This is a genomic window from Kitasatospora sp. NPDC023176 (assembly GCF_055560495.1).
In genome coordinates, this window is the sequence record NZ_JBVHIP010000006.1 from 245,816 (window position 1) to 265,072 (window position 19,257).

Consider the following 19,257-nt stretch of genomic DNA (forward strand, 5'->3'; position numbering starts at 1 on the left):
CGCCCCGGAACCCGATTCCGGGGCGCCGCGTCGAAGGGCCATGACGAAAAGCCGCACCGGAACCCGTCGTCGCCCGCCCCGCCGCCCCGCGGCGCTGCTCCTCGCCGCCGCCCTCGCCGCGCCGCTGATCGGCGGCTGCGGCAGCACCGGAGCCGCCGCCACCGGAGAACTGCGGGCCTCCGCGCCGGCCGGTCGGCCCCCCGTGGACCCGGCCCAGGTGGCCGCCACCGCCAAGGCCACCGACGCCTTCGGCCTGGACCTCCTGCACACCCTCGCCGCCGACCCGGCCGGCGCCGGCCACAACCTGGTGGTCTCGCCCGCCGGCCTGGCCACCCTGCTCGGGATGCTGCTGCCCGGCGCGCGCGGCGCCACCGCCGAGGAACTGGCCAAGGCCCTGCACACCGACCTCGACCCGAAGCAGTACGCCTTCGCCGCCGGCGCGCTGAACCGCCCCGGCCCGGCCACCGACGGGCTCACCCTGCGCCAGAGCGACCAGGCCTGGACGAAGCAGGGCGCGGCCGTCGCACCGGACTACCTGGCCACCCTGGCCGGCGCCTTCGACGCCGGGGTGCACACCACCGACTTCGCGAAGAACCCGGAGGACGTCCGCAAGGCGATCAACGCGGCCGTGGAAAAGACCACCGACGGCCGGATCAAGGACCTCGTCCCGCCGAACGCGATCACCGCCGACACCCGGCTGGTCCTCACCGACGCGCTCTACCTCAAGGCCGAGTGGGCCACCGAGTTCAAGCCCGCGAACACCGCCGACCGCCCCTTCCACCGGCTCGACGGCTCCACCCCGGCCGTCCCGACCATGAGCCGGCACGACGACCTCAAGTACGCCGACGGCTCCGGCGGGATCGCCGGCGAGCCCTGGCAGGCCGTCGAACTACCGTACGCGGGCGGCACCCTGGCGATGGATCTGATCGTCCCCGCGCAGGGCGGCTTCGCGGCCTTCACCAAGGGGCTGGACCAGCCCCAGCTCGACCGGATCCTCGGCGCCCTCGCCGAGCAGCCCGTCGACCTCCAGCTGCCCCGCTTCCACTTCGACACCTCGAACGAGCTGAGCCCCGCGCTGCGCTCGCTCGGTGTCCACGCGGCCTTCGCGAAGGCCGACTTCGGCGGCATCGCCCCGGATCCGCTGGTCCTGGGCCCGGTGCTGCAGAAGGCCACCATCGAGGTCGACGAGGGCGGTACGGTCGCGGCGGCCGGCAGCGGCGCCGTGGTCTCCGGGGCGGCGGCGCCGTCCCCGCGCCAGCCCGCCGAGCTGCACATCGACCGGCCGTTCCTGTTCCTGATCCGGGACACCGCCACCGGGCGGCCGCTGTTCCTCGGTCAGGTCACCGACCCGCAGGCGAAGTAGCCACCACCCGGCCGGGCAGCCGCCCCCGGACACCCGCCCCCGGCAGCCGCCCCCGGACACCCGCCCCGAGGCGGGCAGGCGCGGGCGGGAGCTACCAGGCCGGGTAACGCCCGCCGAGCGCCGGGTGGCCCGGATCGCGGCTGCCGAACAGCACCAGCAGGTCGTCCGCGACCGTCAGCAGCTCGGCCCGGCCCTCGACCGCCCCCGCCCAGTCGGCGGGCAGCGCCGAGGCGCCGTACGCGGCCCCGACCAGGTTGCCGCAGACCGCGCCGGTGGAGTCGCTGTCCCCGGAGTGGTTCACCGACAACAGCAGCGCGGTGCGCACCGGGTCGGGGTCGAGGGTGGCCGCCAGCAGCGAGTGCACCGCGATGGCCAGGCACTCCTCGGCGATCCAGCCGAGCCCGACCCGCTCCACCGTCTCCGCCGAGGGCTCGGCCTCCTGGGCCAGCCGCACCGCCCGGGCCAGCGCCTGGACGGTCTCCTTGGACTTCGGCAGTTCGCGGATCTGCTCCACCGTCTCGCCGACCGCCGCCCACGGCTCCGTCCCGCCCGCCAGCCGCTCGATCAGCGCCGCGAAGGCGCCGGCCGCCAGGTAGCCGGTCGGGTGCCCGTGGGTGAGCTGGGCGCACTGCACGGCCAGCCCGAAGGACTGCTCGACGCCGAGCCGGGCCAGCCCGAACGGCGCCGAGCGCATCACCGAACCGCAGCCCTTGGAGCCGGGGTTGATCGGCCCCGGACTCCCGATCGGGGACGGCGCCTCGAACACCGGGTGCTCGGACACCCCGCTGAGGCAGGCGTTGCCCGGCGCCCGCCGCGCGTACAGGAACGGCCGGCCGAGCAGCCAGCCGTCGTACGGGTGCGGCTGCGGTCCGGTGTCCGGCTCGGGCTGGTACTGGGTCCGCAGCCAGCGCCGGTAGGCGCCGTGCACGGCCTCCGGCACCGAGCCGCCGCCGCCCGACCAGCCTCGGACGAATCCACGGATCAGGCCCTCGGCGGTGAACAGCGTCATCTGGGTGTCGTCGGTGACCTCCACCGGCCCGGTGCTTCCGGACGGCAGCGCGGTCACGCCCTGTGGACCGAAGCGGTCCTGGATCTGGTGGAGCTGTTGGAACTCCACCGGCCAGCCCAGTGCGTCGCCGATCGCGCCGCCGAGCAGCGCACCGCGCACCCGGTCCCGGTATCCCGACTCCGCCGCCGACTCCGTCACGTCGAATCCCCCTTCGTTCGTGGCGGGGTCGTTTCTATCAGGCGCGGCGTCAGTTGTGGATCTCGCCCCGCCCGTGCAGCGCCGCGCGGTCGGCCGCGGCCCGCCCGGCCGCCCAGCCCTCGCCGTCGCTGACCCGGACCCGCTGCGAGACCAGCTTCGGGAACAGCCGGCCGACCTCGTCGTCCACCGCGGCCGAGCGGGCGGCCAGCGCGGGCAGCAGCCGCTCGTCCGGCCGCAGCTGCTCCTCGGTGCCGTCCTCGCGCAGGTGCCGGCCGGCCGCGGCGGCGCTGGTGGCCCGCTCGGTGGCGGCGGTCAGCCGTTCGCGGATCCGCGCCGCGTAGGCGACCAGGAAGGACTGCCGGAAGGCCTTGCTGCGCGAGTCCTTGCGGGAGCCGGCCTTGTTGAGCGCGTGGGTGGCCTGCACCAGCAGCGAGGTGTAGAGCAGCTCGACGCCGTCGAGGTCCCCGTCGAAGCCGATCACGGTGCAGAAGCCGAACTCCTTCGCCCACACCACCCGGCACCGGTTCGCGGCCGCGACGGCGTCCAGCAGCATCGTCTTGGGGCCCTCGTACGGGTTGTCCACGCCGATCCGCAGCGCCGCCGGGGTGTTCCGGTCGGCCCCGGCGGCGGCCAGCAGCGCCTCGTCGATGCTGTGCTGGGCCATCAGCTGCTGGGCCTTGGCGGTCAGCGCCTCGGCCTCCTCCGGGAACTCGGTGGACTCGGCCTTGGCCAGCAGCGCCCGGATCCTGGCCAGCATCCGCGGCTCGCCGGCCAAAGCCCCGGGACGCTGCGGCCCGGCGGCGCGCCGCGTGGGCCCCGGCTGCCCCGGTGCGGGGCCGACCGGCGCGATCGGGGGCAGCCGGCCCCAGCTGCGCAGCAGCTCCAGGAGGGCGGTGGCGAGCGCGAAGCGGTCCAGCCGGTGCCGGTGGGCGAAGGCGCCGAGGTACTGCTCGTCGGCCGGCCACCAGACCTCGGCCTCCAGTTCGCGCAGCTGCTCCTGCCAGCGCCGGTCCAGGCCCGCGTCGGGGTGGCGGCGGCCCTCGGCGGCGATCAGGTCCACCGCGAGTGCCAGGTGGACGGGCTTCAGCCCGCGCCGCACCACCCGCACCAGGTCGGCCGGGCGCCATCCGGCGGACCAGCAGCGGCCCACCGCGGTGTCCGCGTAGCCGAGCAGCGCCCGGCTGACGGCCGGCCACTGCCCGGCCGAGGCGGCCAGCAGCGAGGCCCCGGTGTCCAGGGCGAGGTCCAGTGCGTCGTCGGGGGCGGTGAGCACCGAGCGCACCGCCTGCTCCAGCAGCGGCCCGGCGTTCCCGTCGCCCTGCTGCGCGCGCTTGCCCACGGTGTGTCCCTGCTCTCCTCGACGGCCCGGGCTCTGCTCGACGGTCCGGCCCCTCCGGCCCATGATGCCGGAGGGGGCGAGGCGAAACGTCTACCGCTCGATGGCCTTGGCCATGATCTCCGGCACACGGTCCAGCAGCTTGGTGGCCGCCAGCCGGATGCCGAGGGTGGCGACCAGGGCGCCGTAGAGCGGGCCGAGCGGCAGCAGCGGCCAGGTCGGTCCGTCCGAGGTCAGCGCCCACAGCAGGTAGCCGCCGACCGGCAGGGCGAGCACCGCGACGCCGAGCATCGAGCCGAACTGGTTGAGCAGGATCAGCCCGCCCTGCCCGGGGGCGGCGTTGCGCATCGGGTTGCTGTCGGCCGGCATGGTGTACGGCGCGAGCACGCTGAACACCGAGCCGAGCGCGATGCCGCAGCCGAGCACCGCCAGCGCCAGGCCGATCGCGGACGGCAGCCCGGCCCAGTCGCCGGTGGCGGCGGCCAGCACCAGCCCGAGCACCAGCGTGACCGGGACGGCGTACGACAGCACCGCGTACGCCCGGCCGCGCAGCTCGTCCCGGGCGTCGGCCGGGGTGCGCAGGGTGGCGGCGACCATCCAGAACGCCGAGCCGTCCATGCCGAACAGGTTGAGCATCTGCAGCCCGAGGAAGCTCCCGGTCATCGCCAGCAGGTAGACGCTGGACCAGCCCTGGACCACCGACAGCAGGCAGATCACCAGGGTCATCCCGACGCTGGTGAACAGCGCGGCCTTGGCCCGGGGCTCGCGCCAGGCGTACCGCAGGTGGCGCTGCATCACCGCGCCGGTGCGGCCCTGGGGCAGGAAGCGCCAGCCGGGGGTGTTCTGCACCCCGCGGGCCACCTCCAGGGTGGAGGAGTCGGCGGTCACCATCAGCTGCTGCAGGCTGGCGCGCCACCAGCGCAGCAGCAGGACGAGCAGCACGGCGGCCGCGGCCAGCTGGAGCAGCGCCACGGCGTACTCGCCCTCGCCGACGCTGCGGGGGGCGTCCGCCGCGCTGATCGGCGGGATCCAGCGCAGCACCGCGGCGATCGGCTTGAGCGGGCTGAGGTCGAGGTCCTTGTCGTGCTGACGGCCGAAGATGCTCTGCGAGCCGACGTTGGCGGCCTGGACGAGCAGGGCGAAGGCCAGTCCGCCGAAGATCGCGAAGTCCTTGCCGCGCCGGCTGGAGAGCATCCGGGCGTTCCCGGCCGCGACCGCCCGGGACAGTGTGACCAGGCAGAGCAGCGCGAGCGGCACGGCGACCACCGCGGTGGCGGCCGAGGCGCCGCCGTTCGCGCCGGACAGCACCGCGCCGGTCACCAGCACCAGGCTGATCAGCGGGCCGGGCCCGATCAGCGCGGCCAGCAGGGAACCGCGCAGCAGCGGGCCGGGCCGCAGCGGCAGCATGGTGAGCCTGGTCGGGTCGGAGCTCTCGTCGCTGGAGAACAGGAACAGCGGCAGCGCGGCCCAGCCCAGGGTGACCACGCCGAGCAGCATCACCCCGGTGTTCCCGGAGCCGGCGTAGCGCCCGTTCAGCATCGCCATGCCGAAGGCCAGGCCGGCCGCGAGGGCCAGGCCGAGGACGCCGCCGATGACGTACACGGCGGTCCGGCCGGGGCTGCGGCGCAGCCCGTTGCGCAGCAGTCGCAGCTTGAGGGCCACCAGGCCGCGGACCACCGTCCGCCCGTCGGGCACCGCGGCGGTCGTCACCGGGCGCTCCCGCCGCCGAGCCAGCCGAGGGCCTGGCCGTCGTCCTCGCGGACGCCGATCAGCTCCAGGAAGGCCTCGTGCAGGCTGCGGGCGCCGCGGACGGAGTCCAGCGGGCCCTGGGCGATCACCCGGCCCGCGTTGATCACGGCCACCCAGTCGCAGAGCTGCTCGACCAGTTCCATCACGTGGCTGGAGAAGACCACCGTGGAGCCGGCCGCCGCGTACCGCTTGAGCACGCCGCGGATGGTCTGGGCGGAGACCGGGTCGACGCCCTCGAAGGGCTCGTCCAGGAACAGCACGTCGGGGTTGTGCAGCAGCGCGGCGGCCAGGCCGATCTTCTTGCGCATGCCGGTGGAGTAGTCGGCGACCAGCTTGTCGGCGTCCCGGCCGAGGTCCAGGACGGCCAGCAGTTCCTCGGCGCGGCGGTCCACCTCGGTGGCGGGCAGGCCGCGCAGCCGGCCGGTGTACTGGAGCAGTTCGCGCCCGCTGAGCCGCTCGAACATCCGCAGGCCCTCGGGCAGGATGCCGATCCGGGCCTTGACCGTGACCGGGTCGGCCCACACGTCGGTGCCGTGCACCAGCACGGTGCCCTGGTCGGGCCGGAGCAGGCCGGTGATCATGGACAGCGTGGTGGTCTTGCCCGCGCCGTTCGGCCCGACCAGGCCGATGAACCCCCCGGCGGGCAGTTCCAGGCTGAGCCCGGCGACGGCGGCCTGGCCGCCGAAGTGCTTCCACAGTCCTTGGATGCTGACGGCGGACGGGGCGTCCGGTCCGGTGCGGCCGGTCGGGGTCGGTTCGGAGGGCGACGGTGCTGACGCCATGGCGGCCTTCTGTCTGTGGTCGTGGGCGGACGTACGGATGCTCGGGCGATTGCTCCGGAGCCCAGCGTGTCACCGCCCGTACGGGCTGTCGCCCGCTTTGAGCATCCCCTGAGCGTGTCCGCCGAACGGGTGGCGCGCCCGGCGGCCGGCCTCCGGCAGCTGCCGGTCCGATTCGGCAACTACTCAGTTCCGTTGTTCGTCCTGCACTATGAGGAACAGTGAGCGCGGGGGTGCCGTGGCGCCGGGAGGTGGCGGATGTCCGTTCAACCGTGGGGCGAGTCCCGTCCCGCCGATCGGTACGGCCAGGGGCCGGGGGTCGGCGGCTGGCAGCCCGCGCCGTCCCCGCAGGCGGCGATGCGGGCGAGCCATGCGGACCGGGACCGGACGGTGGACGTGCTGAAGGCCGGGTTCGCCGAGGGCCGGCTGTCCGCCGAGGAGTACGGGCAGCGCCACGAGGCCGCGGCCCGGGCGGTCACCTACGGCGAGCTGGCCGTGCTGGTGGCCGATCTGCCGTCCGGGCCGATGCCGGCGCCGGTCCAGGCCGCGCAGCCGGTCCCGGCGACGTTCCTGGCGCCGCCGCCGCCGTTGCCGCAGGCCCGGCCGACCAGCGTGCTGGCGGTGGTCTCCCTGGTGTGCAGCCTGACCTTCGTCATGGCGGTGCCCGCGGTGGTGACCGGCCACATCGCCCGCGCGCAGATCCGGGAGCGCAACATGGACGGGGACTGGGCGGCCGTCCTCGGGCTGGTGCTCGGCTACCTGGGCAGCTCGTTCTGGTTCCTGATGATCCTGCTGGCCTTCGCCTAGGGTCCGTCCTCGAACCCCGGGACCCGCCCGGTCCGCGGACCGCCGCCGTGGGTACGGTGTTCGCTCCCCGTCACCGGCTCGATCCGGTCCCGCCGTCGATGTCCACCCACCATCGACCGGCGGGGGAGTGCCTGCCGCGTCCGCACCGTCGATGTGACCGCGCAGAAGCCGACAGGGCATGATCAGGTGACGTGCCCCGTCCGACGAACCGAGCTGACCCGAAGGCCCACTCCAGATGATGATCACCGCAGTCAAGGGTCTTGCCGACCGGCTCGTCGCCTCGCCGAGGCGCCTGTGGGCCGTCGCGTTCGCGATCCTCTTCGCCCTGAGTGCGTCCTGGTCGCTCGCCACGCCGACCGGTGCGTCACCGGACGAGCACGCGCACCTCATCCGGGCGGCGGCCGTCGCCCGCGGTCAGCTCGAGGGCCGCGAGGTCATGGTCCCCCACATGGTGGCCTCCATCGAGGGGCGGTTCGCCGAGTCCGGCGTCGAGCTCCCGCCCATCTACCAGGCACTGAAGGACGTCAACGCCTGTTACGTCGGCCAGCCCCAGCAGTCGGCCTCCTGCGCCCCGGTGTTGAAGGACACACCCGGGACGACCCTGGTGACCACCGCGGCGGGCCGCTACCACCCGGCGTACTACTTCGCGGTGGGCTGGCCCAGCCTGTTCGTCCACGGCGAGGCGGCCTTCTCCCTGATGCGCCTGATGTCGGCGCTGATCTGCTCCGCGCTGGTGGCGAGCGCGGTGGTCTCCGCGGCGGAGTGGCGACGGCGTTCGTTCACCCTGCTCGGCGTGACCACCGCAGCCACCCCGATGGCGCTGTTCATGTTCGGTGTGGTCAACCCGAGCGGTCCGGAGATCGCCGCGGGCATCCTGGTCTGGAGCGCCGGGCTGCCGATGCTGATGAGCCCGGACCCCTACCTGCTGAACCGTCGGCTGGCCCGGCTGGGCGTGGGCGCGCTGGTGCTGATCGACATCCGGCCGCTGGGCCTGATCTGGTTCGGCGGGGCGCTGTTCTTCGCGCTGCTGCTGGCCAAGAAGGGCGCGGTGCGTGCGGTGGCGCGCCGGCGGTCCACCTGGTTCTGGGGCGCCGCGGCGGTGGTGGCGGCCGGGTCGGCGCTCCTCTGGGCGTCGAGCCATCCGGACAACTCGGTCATCAACACCCCGAGCGACCTGACCCCACGGGTCGCGGCCCGGGCAACGTTCGACAACGGCCTGCTGTACATGAAGCAAATGGTCGGCTACTTCGGCTGGTTGGACGCGCAGCCGCCGGCCGCGACGCTGCTGGTGTGGTGCTCCGTGGTGATCGCCCTGGCGCTGCTCGCACTGTGCTACGCCCGGTTCCGCGACACCCTGGCCGTCGTGGGGGTGCTGGTCGGGATCGTCGTGATCCCGATAGCGGCCCAGGCCGTCCAGGCGCGCCAGCTGGGCATGATCTGGCAGGGCCGCTACCTGCTGCCGTTCGCCGTGGGGCTGCCGATCATGTGTGCCGCGCTCTGCCACGAGCGGCTGCCGTGGGGCGGCTTCGCCTGGCGGCGGCTGCTGGTGCTCTCCGGCTTCTCGCTCGCCCTGGTCAATGCCGCCGCCTTCCTCTGGGCGCTGCGCCGCAACACGGTCGGCACCGAAGGGCCGCTGCTGATCAGCCCGGCCCACTGGTCGCCGCCCGGTGGCTGGGTGCTCTGGCTCGCGGTGTACACGGTGGCCGCGCTGGCGCTGGGGCTGTTCACCGCGGTGTCGGACAACCGGGCAGCCGCGGTGTCGCCGCCGCCGGGAGGCCCCGAGGGCCGCGCCGGGGAGGGCCGCGCCCGGCTCGCCGGGGCTCTGGGCGAGGCGTAGTGTTTGGCGGTGCGGGCGGTGCCCGGTTGTGGTAATGGCTCCGCCTCGCATCGATTTCCACCGCCTGTCCGGTGGGGAGCGTCACGACCTGCGGCGTTGCATTTGTTTTGACCGCGCCCCATGCGCTAGGTACGCTCTGACCTTGTGCCTGGGGTGTCCCCGGGTCCTTGTGCGTGCATGCACACCGGCCGCCGCGCCGAGCCGGAGCGCCTTCAGGCGCGCCGCGCGTTGAGCGCCGTCGCTGTACATCAGCCATGGGATTCCGTGTCGGAAAACGCCCAACACACCCGACCGCGTGGGTCGACCACGGGGTCGGGTGCAAGGGAGACACCGCAGGTTAGTTCCACCAAGCCTTGGCACACAGAAAACGGAGAAACGGTGCCTACGATCCAGCAGCTGGTCCGAAAGGGCCGGCAGGACAAGGTCGAGAAGAACAAGACTCCCGCGCTGAAGGGCTCCCCGCAGCGCCGTGGGGTCTGCACGCGTGTGTACACGACCACCCCGAAGAAGCCGAACTCGGCGCTTCGCAAGGTCGCCCGTGTGCGCCTCACCAGCGGGATCGAGGTCACCGCTTACATCCCGGGCGAGGGCCACAACCTGCAGGAGCACTCCATCGTGCTGGTGCGCGGTGGTCGTGTGAAGGACCTTCCTGGTGTCCGCTACAAGATCATCCGCGGTTCGCTTGACACCCAGGGTGTCAAGAACCGCAAGCAGGCTCGCAGCCGCTACGGCGCCAAGAAGGAGAAGTAAGAATGCCTCGTAAGGGCCCCGCCCCGAAGCGCCCGGTCATCATCGACCCGGTCTACGGCTCCCCGGTCGTCACCCAGCTGGTCAACAAGATCCTGCTGCACGGCAAGCGCTCCACCGCCGAGCGGATCGTCTACGGCGCCCTCGAGGGCGTTCGTGAGAAGACCGGCGCGGACCCGGTCGTCGCGCTGAAGCGCGCGCTGGAGAACGTCAAGCCGGCCCTCGAGGTCAAGTCCCGCCGTGTCGGTGGCGCGACCTACCAGGTTCCGGTCGAGGTCCGTCCGGGCCGCGCCAGCACCCTGGCGCTGCGCTGGATGGTCGGTTACTCCCGCGCCCGTCGCGAGAAGACCATGACCGAGCGCCTGATGAACGAGATCCTCGACGCCAGCAACGGCCTGGGCGCTTCCGTGAAGCGTCGCGAGGACACCCACAAGATGGCCGAGTCCAACAAGGCCTTCGCGCACTACCGCTGGTAGTCCGTACCCCGTCACTAGACAGAGAGAGAACGAGCCACCATGGCTGCAACCTCCCTTGACCTCGCCAGGGTCCGCAACATCGGGATCATGGCGCACATCGACGCGGGCAAGACCACCACCACCGAGCGGATCCTGTTCTACACCGGTGTCTCGTACAAGATCGGTGAGGTCCACGATGGCGCTGCCACCATGGACTGGATGGAGCAGGAGCAGGAGCGCGGCATCACGATCACGTCGGCCGCGACGACCTGTCACTGGACGGTCGACGGCGTCGACAACACCATCAACATCATCGACACCCCGGGCCACGTCGACTTCACCGTCGAGGTGGAGCGCTCGCTGCGTGTCCTCGACGGTGCCGTCACGGTGTTCGACGGTGTCGCCGGTGTCGAGCCCCAGTCCGAGACCGTGTGGCGGCAGGCTGACCGCTACGGCGTCCCGCGCATCTGCTTCATCAACAAGCTGGACCGCACGGGCGCGAACTTCTTCTTCTGCGTCGACACCATCGTGGAGCGCCTCGGCGCCACCCCGCTGGTGATGCAGCTGCCGATCGGTGCCGAGGCGGACTTCCAGGGCGTCGTCGACCTGGTCCGCATGAAGGCGCTGGTCTGGTCCACCGAGGCCGCCAAGGGCGAGATGTACGACATCGTCGACATCCCGGCCGAGCTGCAGGCGCAGGCGGACGAGTACCGCGAGCAGCTGATCGACACCGTCTCGAACGTCAGCGACGAGATCATGGAGCTCGCCCTGGAGGGCGAGGAGATCCCGGTCGAGCTGCTGCAGGACGCGATCCGCAAGGGCACCCTGAACTCGGACTTCACCCCGATCTTCTGTGGTACCGCCTTCAAGAACAAGGGCGTTCAGCCCCTGCTCGACGCGGTCGTCAAGTACCTGCCGTCGCCGCTGGACATCGAGTCCGTCGAGGGCACGAAGCCGAACGACCCGGAGACCAAGATCTCCCGCAAGGCTTCGGACGACGAGCCGCTGGCCGCGCTGGCGTTCAAGATCATGTCCGACCCGCACCTGGGCAAGCTCACCTTCGTCCGGATCTACTCCGGCCGCCTGGAGTCCGGCACCTCGGTGCTGAACGCCGTGAAGGGCAAGAAGGAGCGCATCGGCAAGATCTACCGCATGCACGCGAACAAGCGTGAGGAGATCGAGTCGGTGGGCGCCGGCGACATCGTCGCCGTCATGGGCCTGAAGCAGACCACCACCGGTGAGACGCTGTCCGACGAGAAGAACCCGGTCATCCTGGAGTCCATGGACTTCCCGGCCCCGGTCATCCGCGTCGCGATCGAGCCCAAGTCCAAGGGTGACCAGGAGAAGCTGGGTGTTGCCATCCAGCGTCTCGCCGAGGAGGACCCGTCCTTCCAGGTCAACACGGACGAGGAGACCGGCCAGACCATCATCGCGGGTATGGGCGAGCTGCACCTCGAGGTGCTGGTCGACCGTATGAAGCGTGAGTTCAAGGTCGAGGCCAACGTCGGCAAGCCGCAGGTCGCGTACCGCGAGACGATCCGTCAGGCCGTCGAGCGCATCGACTACACCCACAAGAAGCAGACCGGTGGTTCCGGTCAGTTCGCCAAGGTGCAGATCGCGATCGAGCCGCTCGAGCAGGCCGAGGGCTACGAGTTCGTCAACAAGGTCACCGGTGGCCGCGTGCCGCGGGAGTACATCCCGTCGGTCGACGCCGGTTGCCAGGAGGCCATGGAGTTCGGCATCCTCGCCGGCTACCCGCTCCAGGGTGTCCGCGTGAGCCTGCTCGACGGCCAGTCGCACGACGTCGACTCCTCCGAGCTCGCGTTCAAGATCGCCGGTTCGATGGCCTTCAAGGAAGGCGCGAGGAAGGCCAAGCCGGTCCTCCTCGAGCCGATGATGGCCGTCGAGGTCACCACGCCCGAGGACTACATGGGCGACGTGATCGGCGACATCAACTCTCGCCGTGGCCAGATCCGGTCCATGGACGAGCGTCACGGTGCCCGCGTCGTCGCGGCGCTGGTGCCCCTCTCCGAGATGTTCGGCTACGTCGGTGACCTGCGCAGCAAGACCTCTGGCCGCGCCAGCTACTCGATGCAGTTCGACTCGTACGCCGAGGTCCCCAAGGCCGTGGCCGAGGAGATCATCGCTAAGTCCAAGGGCGAGTAGGTCCGGCTCCGCCGGTCCGGAACCAGTCCGACATTCGGGCTGATTCCGACCCCTTAGGCTATGAGGAGGCGAACCGGGAGGATCCAGGCGGATCCTCCCGGGCCTCCGGCCCCCACCCGCGGGACGGTACGAGGTGCTCCGGCACCGCGGACCAAGCCCGATACAAGACCAACTGACGTCAGCACGGCGTACAGGATCTGTCCTCAGGAGGACTGCAGTGGCGAAGGCGAAGTTCGAGCGGACGAAGCCCCACGTCAACATCGGCACCATCGGTCACATTGACCACGGTAAGACGACCCTTACCGCGGCCATCACCAAGGTGCTGCACGACGCGTACCCGGAGATCAACCCCTTCACGCCGTTCGACCAGATCGACAAGGCGCCGGAGGAGCGGCAGCGCGGTATCACCATCTCGATCGCGCACGTCGAGTACCAGACCGAGGCGCGTCACTACGCCCACGTCGACTGCCCGGGTCACGCGGACTACATCAAGAACATGATCACCGGTGCGGCCCAGATGGACGGTGCGATCCTCGTCGTCGCCGCCACCGACGGCCCGATGCCGCAGACCAAGGAGCACGTCCTCCTGGCCCGCCAGGTCGGCGTCCCCTACATCGTCGTCGCCCTGAACAAGGCCGACATGGTGGACGACGAGGAGATCCTGGAGCTCGTCGAGCTCGAGGTCCGTGAGCTCCTCTCCGAGTACGAGTTCCCGGGCGACGACCTGCCGGTCGTCCGCGTCTCCGCGCTGAAGGCGCTGGAGGGCGACAAGGAGTGGGGCGAGAAGCTCCTCGGCCTGATGCACGCCGTCGACGAGAGCATCCCGACCCCGGCCCGCGCCGTGGACCAGCCGTTCCTGATGCCGATCGAGGACGTCTTCACGATCACCGGTCGTGGCACCGTCGTCACCGGTCGTATCGAGCGTGGCATCCTCAAGGTCAACGAGACTGTCGACATCATCGGCATCAAGGAGACCAAGACCACCACCACGGTCACCGGCATCGAGATGTTCCGCAAGCTGCTCGACGAGGGCCAGGCCGGTGAGAACGTCGGTCTGCTGCTCCGTGGCATCAAGCGCGAGGACGTCGAGCGCGGCCAGGTCATCATCAAGCCGGGTTCGGTTACCCCGCACACCGACTTCGAGGCCCAGTCCTACATCCTGTCGAAGGACGAGGGTGGCCGTCACACCCCGTTCTTCAACAACTACCGCCCGCAGTTCTACTTCCGTACCACGGACGTGACCGGCGTCGTGACCCTCCCCGAGGGCACCGAGATGGTCATGCCGGGCGACAACACCGCCATGACCGTCGCGCTGATCCAGCCGATCGCCATGGAGGAGGGCCTGAAGTTCGCCATCCGTGAGGGTGGTCGCACCGTCGGCGCCGGCCAGGTCACCAAGATCATCAAGTAATTTGATGCTCTGACGTCCCCGACGTCTGACCTTCGGTCGAGGAGGAGGGCTTGGTGAAGATCCCCGGATCTTCACCAAGCCCTCCTTCGTTGTGCAGAAAAGTCGTCAACTATGCTCGCGGCGTACGCCGGAGCGAAGCCGGGCGCGGGAGCGCGCCCCCTGTAGGGGATGGGATTTCGGGCTCTCGATGGACACTCTCCGCACCATGGCGGCCACCGCCTCGCCCGAGGAGGCCGCGCCGGGTGGCAGCCCCGGATCTCCGCCGCGCCCAGCGGGCAGACCGGCCCGCAGCCTGCCGTTCCTGGCCGGCGCGCTGCTCGCGTCCTGGCTGGTGCCCACCGCGCTGATCTCGGTCGGCCTCGGCTTCCTGGTCCTGCCGCTGCTGGTGCTGGCGGTCGCCGCGATCCTCCGGGTCGGCGGAGGGCTGCTCGACCGGCTGGTGGCGGCCGCCCTGGTCATCGCCGGCGGCGTGCTGGTGTTCGGTCTGCTGTTCTCGCTCTGGCCGTGGGGGATCGACCCCATCCCGACCTCCGGCGTGCTGTTCTCCGTGGTGGCCCTGACCGGCTGGCTGAGCCGCCGGGCGCCGAGGCTGCCGATGCGCTTCCGGCCCTCGGACCTGATGGTCGTCGGCACCGGCTACGTGATGTGGCACTACCTGCACAAGCCGTTGGTCGGCAAGGGGCCGGGCTGGCGACTGGAGTTCCTCACCACCTCCGAGGACCGGCTCAACCACTTCTCCTACTTCGTCGGCATCGAGCACGTCGGCGGCTACAACTTCCTGCACCAGGAGGCCGCCAAGGCGTACATGATGTCCGGCGAGGGGGTGTACCCGCAGGGTTCGCACTTCCTGCTGGCCTGGATCGACTCGCTGTTCCGCTCCTCGGCGGACCTGGGGTCGCCGCTGGACACCATGAACCGCTACCTGCTCTACGTCCTGGCCGCCTACGCGCTGCTCGGCGTGGCGCTGGTCTGGGCGGCCCGCTGGATCGGTGGCCCGCGGCTGCGCGGCTGGCGCACCGCGGCGGTGTGCGGGACGGTCGCGGCCCTGGTGTTCTCCAGCAACTACACCGACCTGGTGACGCACGGCTTCGACTCGACGGTCATCGGCCTGCTGATGGTGGCCCTGCTGACCGCCTTCCTGGTCCGCCCCGCACTGCGGACGCCGGACTTCCTGGTGCTCGCCGCGGCCGGTCTGATCACCGTCACCTACGTCTACAACCTGTTCGGCGCCGTCGCCGGGGTCGGCGTGGTGGCCGCACTGTTGGTCCACCGGCGGCGCCTGCGCCGCTCGCGCTGGCTGCTGTACGCCCTCGCCGGGGTCCTCACGCTGGGCCTGGCCGCCCTGCCGAGCGTGGTTTCGGTGCTCTCCGACCTGGACGTCGCCAGCACGTCCAACCTGGGCGGGCCCAGTGTCGGGGCCGACCGGACGATCCTGGTCGGCGGCCTGCTGCTGGCCCTGCTGGCCGCGGCCGTGCCCGCCAACCGGCGCACCGGCACCGGGCAGGCGCACCTGGCGGTGGTGATCGGCACGGGCGCGGTGATCTGCGGCTTCGCCTGGTGGCAGATGCACACCATCGGGCACGTCTCGTACTACTTCGAGAAGCTGGCCGGCACCGGCGTGGTGGTCGCGCTGGTCTCGATCGGCGCGATCGGGCCGCTCCTGCGGGCCACCCCGCCCACCCGGGTCCCGGTGCTGCGGCGCCGGATCGGTGACGGCGTGCTCTCGGTGATCTCGGTGGCGACCGCGCTCAGCCTGTTCGCCGGGGTGCAGTGGGGGATGGAGTCCTTCAAGGCGGCTCCCACGGCCTGGCACCAGAACTCCCTGATGGCCTGGAGCCGGGGCGACTCCTGGAGCGACATCGGCCCGCGGGGCGGCGCCACCGTCCTGGGGGACCTCGACGGCATCCACGAGCCGATGATGGTGCTGTACTCCAACGACGACTACAAGAACCTGAAGTCCACCTGGGTGGCGGCTCTGCTGCGCGGGCGCGGCGGTGACATGCGGGCGCTCTACGAGACGCACTGGGTGAACATCGGCGCCGAGCCGCGGAAGGACGCGGAGCACGAGGCGGCGCTGGCCCACGTGAAGACGGCCGCGGAGAAGCTCGGCCAGCCGATGACCGTGGTGGTCGCCGACCGGGCCACCGGCGAGCGGCTGCGCAAGGAGCTGACCGGCTTCCAGCCGCGGGTCACCGTGGTCGAGAAGCCGGGCAACAACTGGACCGAGCCGTGGAACCGGAGTTTCCCCGGGGACTGATCAGGGACCCGGCGGTGCCGGAGTGACTGCAGGTGGGGGCACCGTCCGAGCCGGGCGGTGCCCCGTCCGTTCTCCGGCCTCCGGCGCCGTCGAACCGATCTCACCCCGCACTCATCGGACTCATCGGGGGCTCACAACCGGCTGCTATTGTCGCCACGATCCAGCCCCACAGCGGAAAGCGGGACCAATTCATGTCGACAGCACCTCAGTTGTCGGTCGTCATGCCGATCTACAACGAGCAGGACGCGCTTCCGCTGACCGTCGAGCGGCTGCGGCCGATCCTCGACGGGCTCGGGGTCGACTACGAGGTGGTCGGCGTCGACGACGGCAGTACCGATGCCACTCCGGTGCTGATGCAGAAGATCCGGCAGGACTGGCCCCAGTTCCGGACCATCCGCTTCTCCCGCAACTCCGGCCACCAGGCCGCGCTCAAGGCGGGCCTGGACCGGGCGTTCGGCGACTACGTGGTGAGCATCGACGCGGACCTGCAGGACCCGCCGGAGAAGATCCCGGAGATGCTCGCGCTCGCCCGGGACGAGCAGCTCGACATCGTCTACGGCGTGCGCGGGGACCGCGGCAGCGACAGCTCCTTCAAGCGGCGCACGGCCGGCGCGTACTACTGGCTGATGCGCAAGCTCGTCGGCAAGCGGATGCCCAACCAGGCCGGCGACTACCGCCTGCTCAGCCGGGCGGCGGTGGATGCGCTCAAGGCGCTGCCCGAGCACCAGCCGGTCTACCGGCTCCTGGTGCCGTGGCTGGGCTTCCCCAGCGGCGAGGTGGTCTACGTCCGCGAGGAACGGGTGGCGGGCGCCACCCACTACCCGCTGGCCAAGATGGTGCGGCTCGCGCTGGACAGCATCACCAACTTCTCCGCCGCCCCGCTCCGGCTGGCCACCTACCTCGGCCTGGTGAGCTTCGTGGTCTGCATCGGGCTCGCGATCCACGCCACCGTCTCGTACGCGCTCGGGTCGACGGTGCCCGGCTGGTCCTCGCTGTTCATCGGGATGCTGTTCCTCGGCGGTGTGCAGCTGATCTGCGTCGGGCTGCTGGGGGAGTACGTCGGCCGGATCTACTCGGCGGTGCAGGACCGCCCGGCCTACTTCATCGGGTACGACTCGGCGGAGGACCACGAGCGGGACCCGGGCCGGTGACCTTGACCGAGGAGTCTGCCGAGCCCGCCCCGAAGACCCGGCGGCAACTGCCGTCCTTCCTGGTCATCGGCGTCCTGAGCACCCTCTTCTACCTGGGGCTGTTCGTCGCCGCGCGGTGGTTCACCAACCCGCAGGCGGCGAACCTGATCGCGCTGGCGGTCAGCGCGGTGGCCAATACGGCGGCCAACCGCCGCTTCACCTTCGGGGTCGTCGGCTCGAAGGGCATGGTCCGCGACCAACTGCAGGGCGCGGTGGCGTTCCTGATCGGGCTCGGCCTCAGCAGCGGTGCGCTGGCACTGCTCGACCTGGCGGTGCCGCACGCCTCCCGGATGGTCGAGGTGGCCGGGCTCGTCGTGGCGAACGGGCTGGCCACGCTGGCGCGGTTCGTCCTGCTCAAGCTGTGGGTGTTCCGGAACCGCTGAGCGGGGCCGGACCGGCGCGCCGCGCCGGTACCGCATGCGAAGGAGGGGGCGCGTGCCGATGCACGCGCCCCCTCCGGTCGGTCCCGGGTCGCCGTTACCGCACGTCGAGCGCGTCCGTGTAGGCCTTGCAGGCCTCGTAGGTCGGGAGCAGGCCGGAGGCGATGGCCTCCTTGAGGGAGGGCGCCGCCGCGTCGCGGGCGGAGAGCTGCGGAGCGTCGGCGGGCCACTCGATGCCGAGGTCCGGGTCCAGCGGGTGCACGCCGTGCTCGCCGGTCGGGTTGTACGTCGCCGAGCAGAGGTAGGTCAGCGTGGCGTCGTCGGTGAGCGCGCAGAAGCCGTGACCGAGGCCCTCGGCGATGTAGACGGCCTTGCGCTCGGTGTCGTCCAGGCGCACGCCCTCCCAGCGGCCGAAGGTCGGCGAGCCGACCCGCAGGTCCACGATGACGTCCAGCACCGCGCCGCGGGTGCAGGCCACGTACTTGGCCTGGCCGGGCGGGACGTCGGCGAAGTGGATGCCGCGCACGACGTCCTTCGCGGAGAGCGACAGGTTGGCCTGCGCCAGGTTCAGCGGGTGGCCGACCACCTCGGCGAGCAGGTCGAAGCGGTACCACTCGGTGAAGTGGCCGCGCGGGTCGCCGTGCACCTGCGGGGTGATCTCGAAGGCGCCCTCGATGGAGAGCTCACGGAACTTCACCGGCCCGCCGCCTCGTCCAGCAGCGCCACCAGGTACTGGCCGTAGCCGCTCTTCAGCAGCGGCTCGGCGAGCTCGCGCAGCTGCGCGTCGTCGATCAGGCCGGCCCGCCAGACCGCCTCCTCGATGCAGCCGATCTTGAAGCCCTGGCGCTCCTCGATGACCCGGACGAACTCCGACGCCTGCACCATCGAGACGAAGGTGCCGGTGTCCAGCCAGGCGGTGCCGCGGTCGAGGATGGTCACGTGGAGGTCGCCGGAGGTGAGGTACGCCTCGTTGACGGCGGTGATCTCCAGCTCGCCGCGGGCGCTCGGCTTCAGGCCGCGGGCGATCTCGACCACCCGGTTGTCGTAGAAGTACAGGCCGGGGACGGCGTACCGGGACTTGGGCTCGGTCGGCTTCTCCTCGATCGAGATGACCTGGCCGTCCTCGTCGAACTCGACCACGCCGTACGCCGTCGGGTCCGCCACGGGATAGGCGAAGACCCGGCCGCCCTTGGCGTCGGTGTGCTCCGAGAGCCGGGTGCCCAGGCCGCTGCCGTGGAAGATGTTGTCGCCGAGGATCAGCGCCACCGGCTCGTCGCCGATGAAGTCGGCGGCCAGCAGGAACGCCTGGGCGATGCCCTCGGGGCGCTCCTGGACGGCGTACTCCAGGCGGAGGCCGAGCTGGGAGCCGTCGCCCAGCAGGCGCTCGAACTGGTCCCGGTCGTTCGGGGTCGTGATGATCAGGATCTCGCTGATCCCCGCCATCACCAGGGTCGAGAGGGGGTAGTAGATCATCGGCTTGTCGAAGACCGGGAGGAGCTGCTTCGACACCGCTCGGGTCAGCGGCCAGAGCCGCGAGCCGGTGCCGCCGGCCAGAAGGATTCCACGCATGGAG

The 19,257-nt window shown here is 71.4% G+C and carries 16 protein-coding genes; 10 read left to right on the top strand and 6 right to left on the bottom strand.

Translation table 11 applies throughout. The annotated features are described in order from the left end of the window. The first annotated feature begins 40 nt into the window (after positions 1-40). On the top strand, positions 41-1,363 hold the full coding sequence (locus ACZ3YL_RS12275) for a serpin family protein (RefSeq protein WP_188308258.1): 1,323 nt from the start codon (positions 41-43) through the stop codon (positions 1,361-1,363). A gap of 91 nt (positions 1,364-1,454) precedes the next feature. Here the strand turns inward: ACZ3YL_RS12275 and ACZ3YL_RS12280 are convergent, their stop codons facing one another. From ACZ3YL_RS12280 to ACZ3YL_RS12295, 4 genes are all read right to left on the bottom strand, one after another. After that, positions 1,455-2,570, bottom strand: coding sequence for an ADP-ribosylglycohydrolase family protein (locus ACZ3YL_RS12280; RefSeq protein ID WP_188308257.1), 1,116 nt, complete (start codon positions 2,568-2,570; stop codon positions 1,455-1,457). 49 nt (positions 2,571-2,619) lie between these two features. Beyond that, complete coding sequence (locus ACZ3YL_RS12285; RefSeq protein ID WP_465656955.1) at positions 2,620-3,909, bottom strand: DUF2786 domain-containing protein; 1,290 nt, start codon at positions 3,907-3,909, stop codon at positions 2,620-2,622. Between the two features lie 90 nt (positions 3,910-3,999). After that, the gene (locus ACZ3YL_RS12290) at positions 4,000-5,616 is read right to left on the bottom strand and encodes a transporter (RefSeq protein WP_465656957.1); all 1,617 of its coding nucleotides are present in this window, start codon (positions 5,614-5,616) and stop codon (positions 4,000-4,002) included. Next, entirely contained in the window at positions 5,613-6,437 is an 825-nt protein-coding gene (locus tag ACZ3YL_RS12295; RefSeq protein WP_188306745.1) for an ABC transporter ATP-binding protein, read from the bottom strand. Before ACZ3YL_RS12295 ends, ACZ3YL_RS12290 begins: the two co-directional genes overlap by 4 nt. Positions 6,438-6,692: 255 nt before the next feature. Here ACZ3YL_RS12295 and ACZ3YL_RS12300 point away from each other — a divergent pair, with 255 nt between their 5' ends. From ACZ3YL_RS12300 to ACZ3YL_RS12340, 9 genes are all read left to right on the top strand, one after another. Further along, positions 6,693-7,241 (top strand): DUF1707 and DUF4190 domain-containing protein, encoded by a 549-nt coding sequence (locus tag ACZ3YL_RS12300; protein ID WP_223242733.1) that lies wholly within the window; start codon positions 6,693-6,695, stop codon positions 7,239-7,241. Positions 7,242-7,476: 235 nt separating this feature from the next. Then, positions 7,477-9,078 (top strand): DUF2142 domain-containing protein, encoded by a 1,602-nt coding sequence (locus ACZ3YL_RS12305; protein WP_188306746.1) that lies wholly within the window; start codon positions 7,477-7,479, stop codon positions 9,076-9,078. A 378-nt stretch (positions 9,079-9,456) separates the two neighbouring features. Then, positions 9,457-9,828: a 30S ribosomal protein S12 gene (gene rpsL, locus ACZ3YL_RS12310; protein ID WP_014144289.1), complete on the top strand. Its 372-nt coding sequence runs from the start codon at positions 9,457-9,459 to the stop codon at positions 9,826-9,828. Between the two features lie 2 nt (positions 9,829-9,830). Continuing rightward, positions 9,831-10,301 (top strand): 30S ribosomal protein S7, encoded by a 471-nt coding sequence (gene rpsG / locus ACZ3YL_RS12315; protein ID WP_188306747.1) that lies wholly within the window; start codon positions 9,831-9,833, stop codon positions 10,299-10,301. A gap of 39 nt (positions 10,302-10,340) precedes the next feature. Continuing rightward, a complete protein-coding gene (gene fusA, locus ACZ3YL_RS12320) occupies positions 10,341-12,446 on the top strand; it encodes an elongation factor G (RefSeq protein ID WP_188306748.1) in 2,106 nt (701 codons plus the stop codon). A 217-nt stretch (positions 12,447-12,663) separates the two neighbouring features. Next, positions 12,664-13,857, top strand: coding sequence for an elongation factor Tu (gene tuf, locus ACZ3YL_RS12325; RefSeq protein WP_031063092.1), 1,194 nt, complete (start codon positions 12,664-12,666; stop codon positions 13,855-13,857). A 187-nt stretch (positions 13,858-14,044) separates the two neighbouring features. Then, a complete protein-coding gene (locus ACZ3YL_RS12330; RefSeq protein ID WP_188306749.1) occupies positions 14,045-16,114 on the top strand; it encodes a hypothetical protein in 2,070 nt (689 codons plus the stop codon). 191 nt (positions 16,115-16,305) lie between these two features. Continuing rightward, positions 16,306-17,265, top strand: a complete 960-nt coding sequence (locus ACZ3YL_RS12335) for a glycosyltransferase family 2 protein (protein WP_188306750.1) — start codon at positions 16,306-16,308, stop codon at positions 17,263-17,265. Then, positions 17,262-17,687 (top strand): GtrA family protein, encoded by a 426-nt coding sequence (locus ACZ3YL_RS12340; protein ID WP_317621232.1) that lies wholly within the window; start codon positions 17,262-17,264, stop codon positions 17,685-17,687. The genes ACZ3YL_RS12335 and ACZ3YL_RS12340 overlap by 4 nt, the downstream gene beginning before the upstream one ends. Before the next feature lie 94 nt (positions 17,688-17,781). Here the strand turns inward: ACZ3YL_RS12340 and rfbC are convergent, their stop codons facing one another. Both rfbC and rfbA read right to left on the bottom strand, forming a co-directional pair. Next, the gene (gene rfbC, locus ACZ3YL_RS12345) at positions 17,782-18,381 is read right to left on the bottom strand and encodes a dTDP-4-dehydrorhamnose 3,5-epimerase (protein WP_465656963.1); all 600 of its coding nucleotides are present in this window, start codon (positions 18,379-18,381) and stop codon (positions 17,782-17,784) included. Beyond that, a complete protein-coding gene (gene rfbA, locus ACZ3YL_RS12350; protein WP_465656965.1) occupies positions 18,378-19,253 on the bottom strand; it encodes a glucose-1-phosphate thymidylyltransferase RfbA in 876 nt (291 codons plus the stop codon). Before rfbA ends, rfbC begins: the two co-directional genes overlap by 4 nt. Between the last annotated feature and the right edge of the window lie 4 nt (positions 19,254-19,257).

What these genes read in the sequence shown, in the direction of transcription:
- ACZ3YL_RS12305 (WP_188306746.1), top strand. Translation starts at nt 7,477, where the DNA reads ATGATGATCACCGCAGTCAAGGGTCTTGCCGACCGGCTCGTCGCCTCG.
- rpsG (WP_188306747.1), top strand. Translation starts at nt 9,831, where the DNA reads ATGCCTCGTAAGGGCCCCGCCCCGAAGCGCCCGGTCATCATCGACCCG.
- ACZ3YL_RS12275 (WP_188308258.1), top strand. Translation starts at nt 41, where the DNA reads ATGACGAAAAGCCGCACCGGAACCCGTCGTCGCCCGCCCCGCCGCCCC.
- ACZ3YL_RS12295 (WP_188306745.1), bottom strand. Translation starts at nt 6,437, where the DNA reads ATGGCGTCAGCACCGTCGCCCTCCGAACCGACCCCGACCGGCCGCACC.
- ACZ3YL_RS12300 (WP_223242733.1), top strand. Translation starts at nt 6,693, where the DNA reads ATGTCCGTTCAACCGTGGGGCGAGTCCCGTCCCGCCGATCGGTACGGC.
- rfbA (WP_465656965.1), bottom strand. Translation starts at nt 19,253, where the DNA reads ATGCGTGGAATCCTTCTGGCCGGCGGCACCGGCTCGCGGCTCTGGCCG.
- fusA (WP_188306748.1), top strand. Translation starts at nt 10,341, where the DNA reads ATGGCTGCAACCTCCCTTGACCTCGCCAGGGTCCGCAACATCGGGATC.
- ACZ3YL_RS12335 (WP_188306750.1), top strand. Translation starts at nt 16,306, where the DNA reads ATGTCGACAGCACCTCAGTTGTCGGTCGTCATGCCGATCTACAACGAG.
- ACZ3YL_RS12330 (WP_188306749.1), top strand. Translation starts at nt 14,045, where the DNA reads ATGGACACTCTCCGCACCATGGCGGCCACCGCCTCGCCCGAGGAGGCC.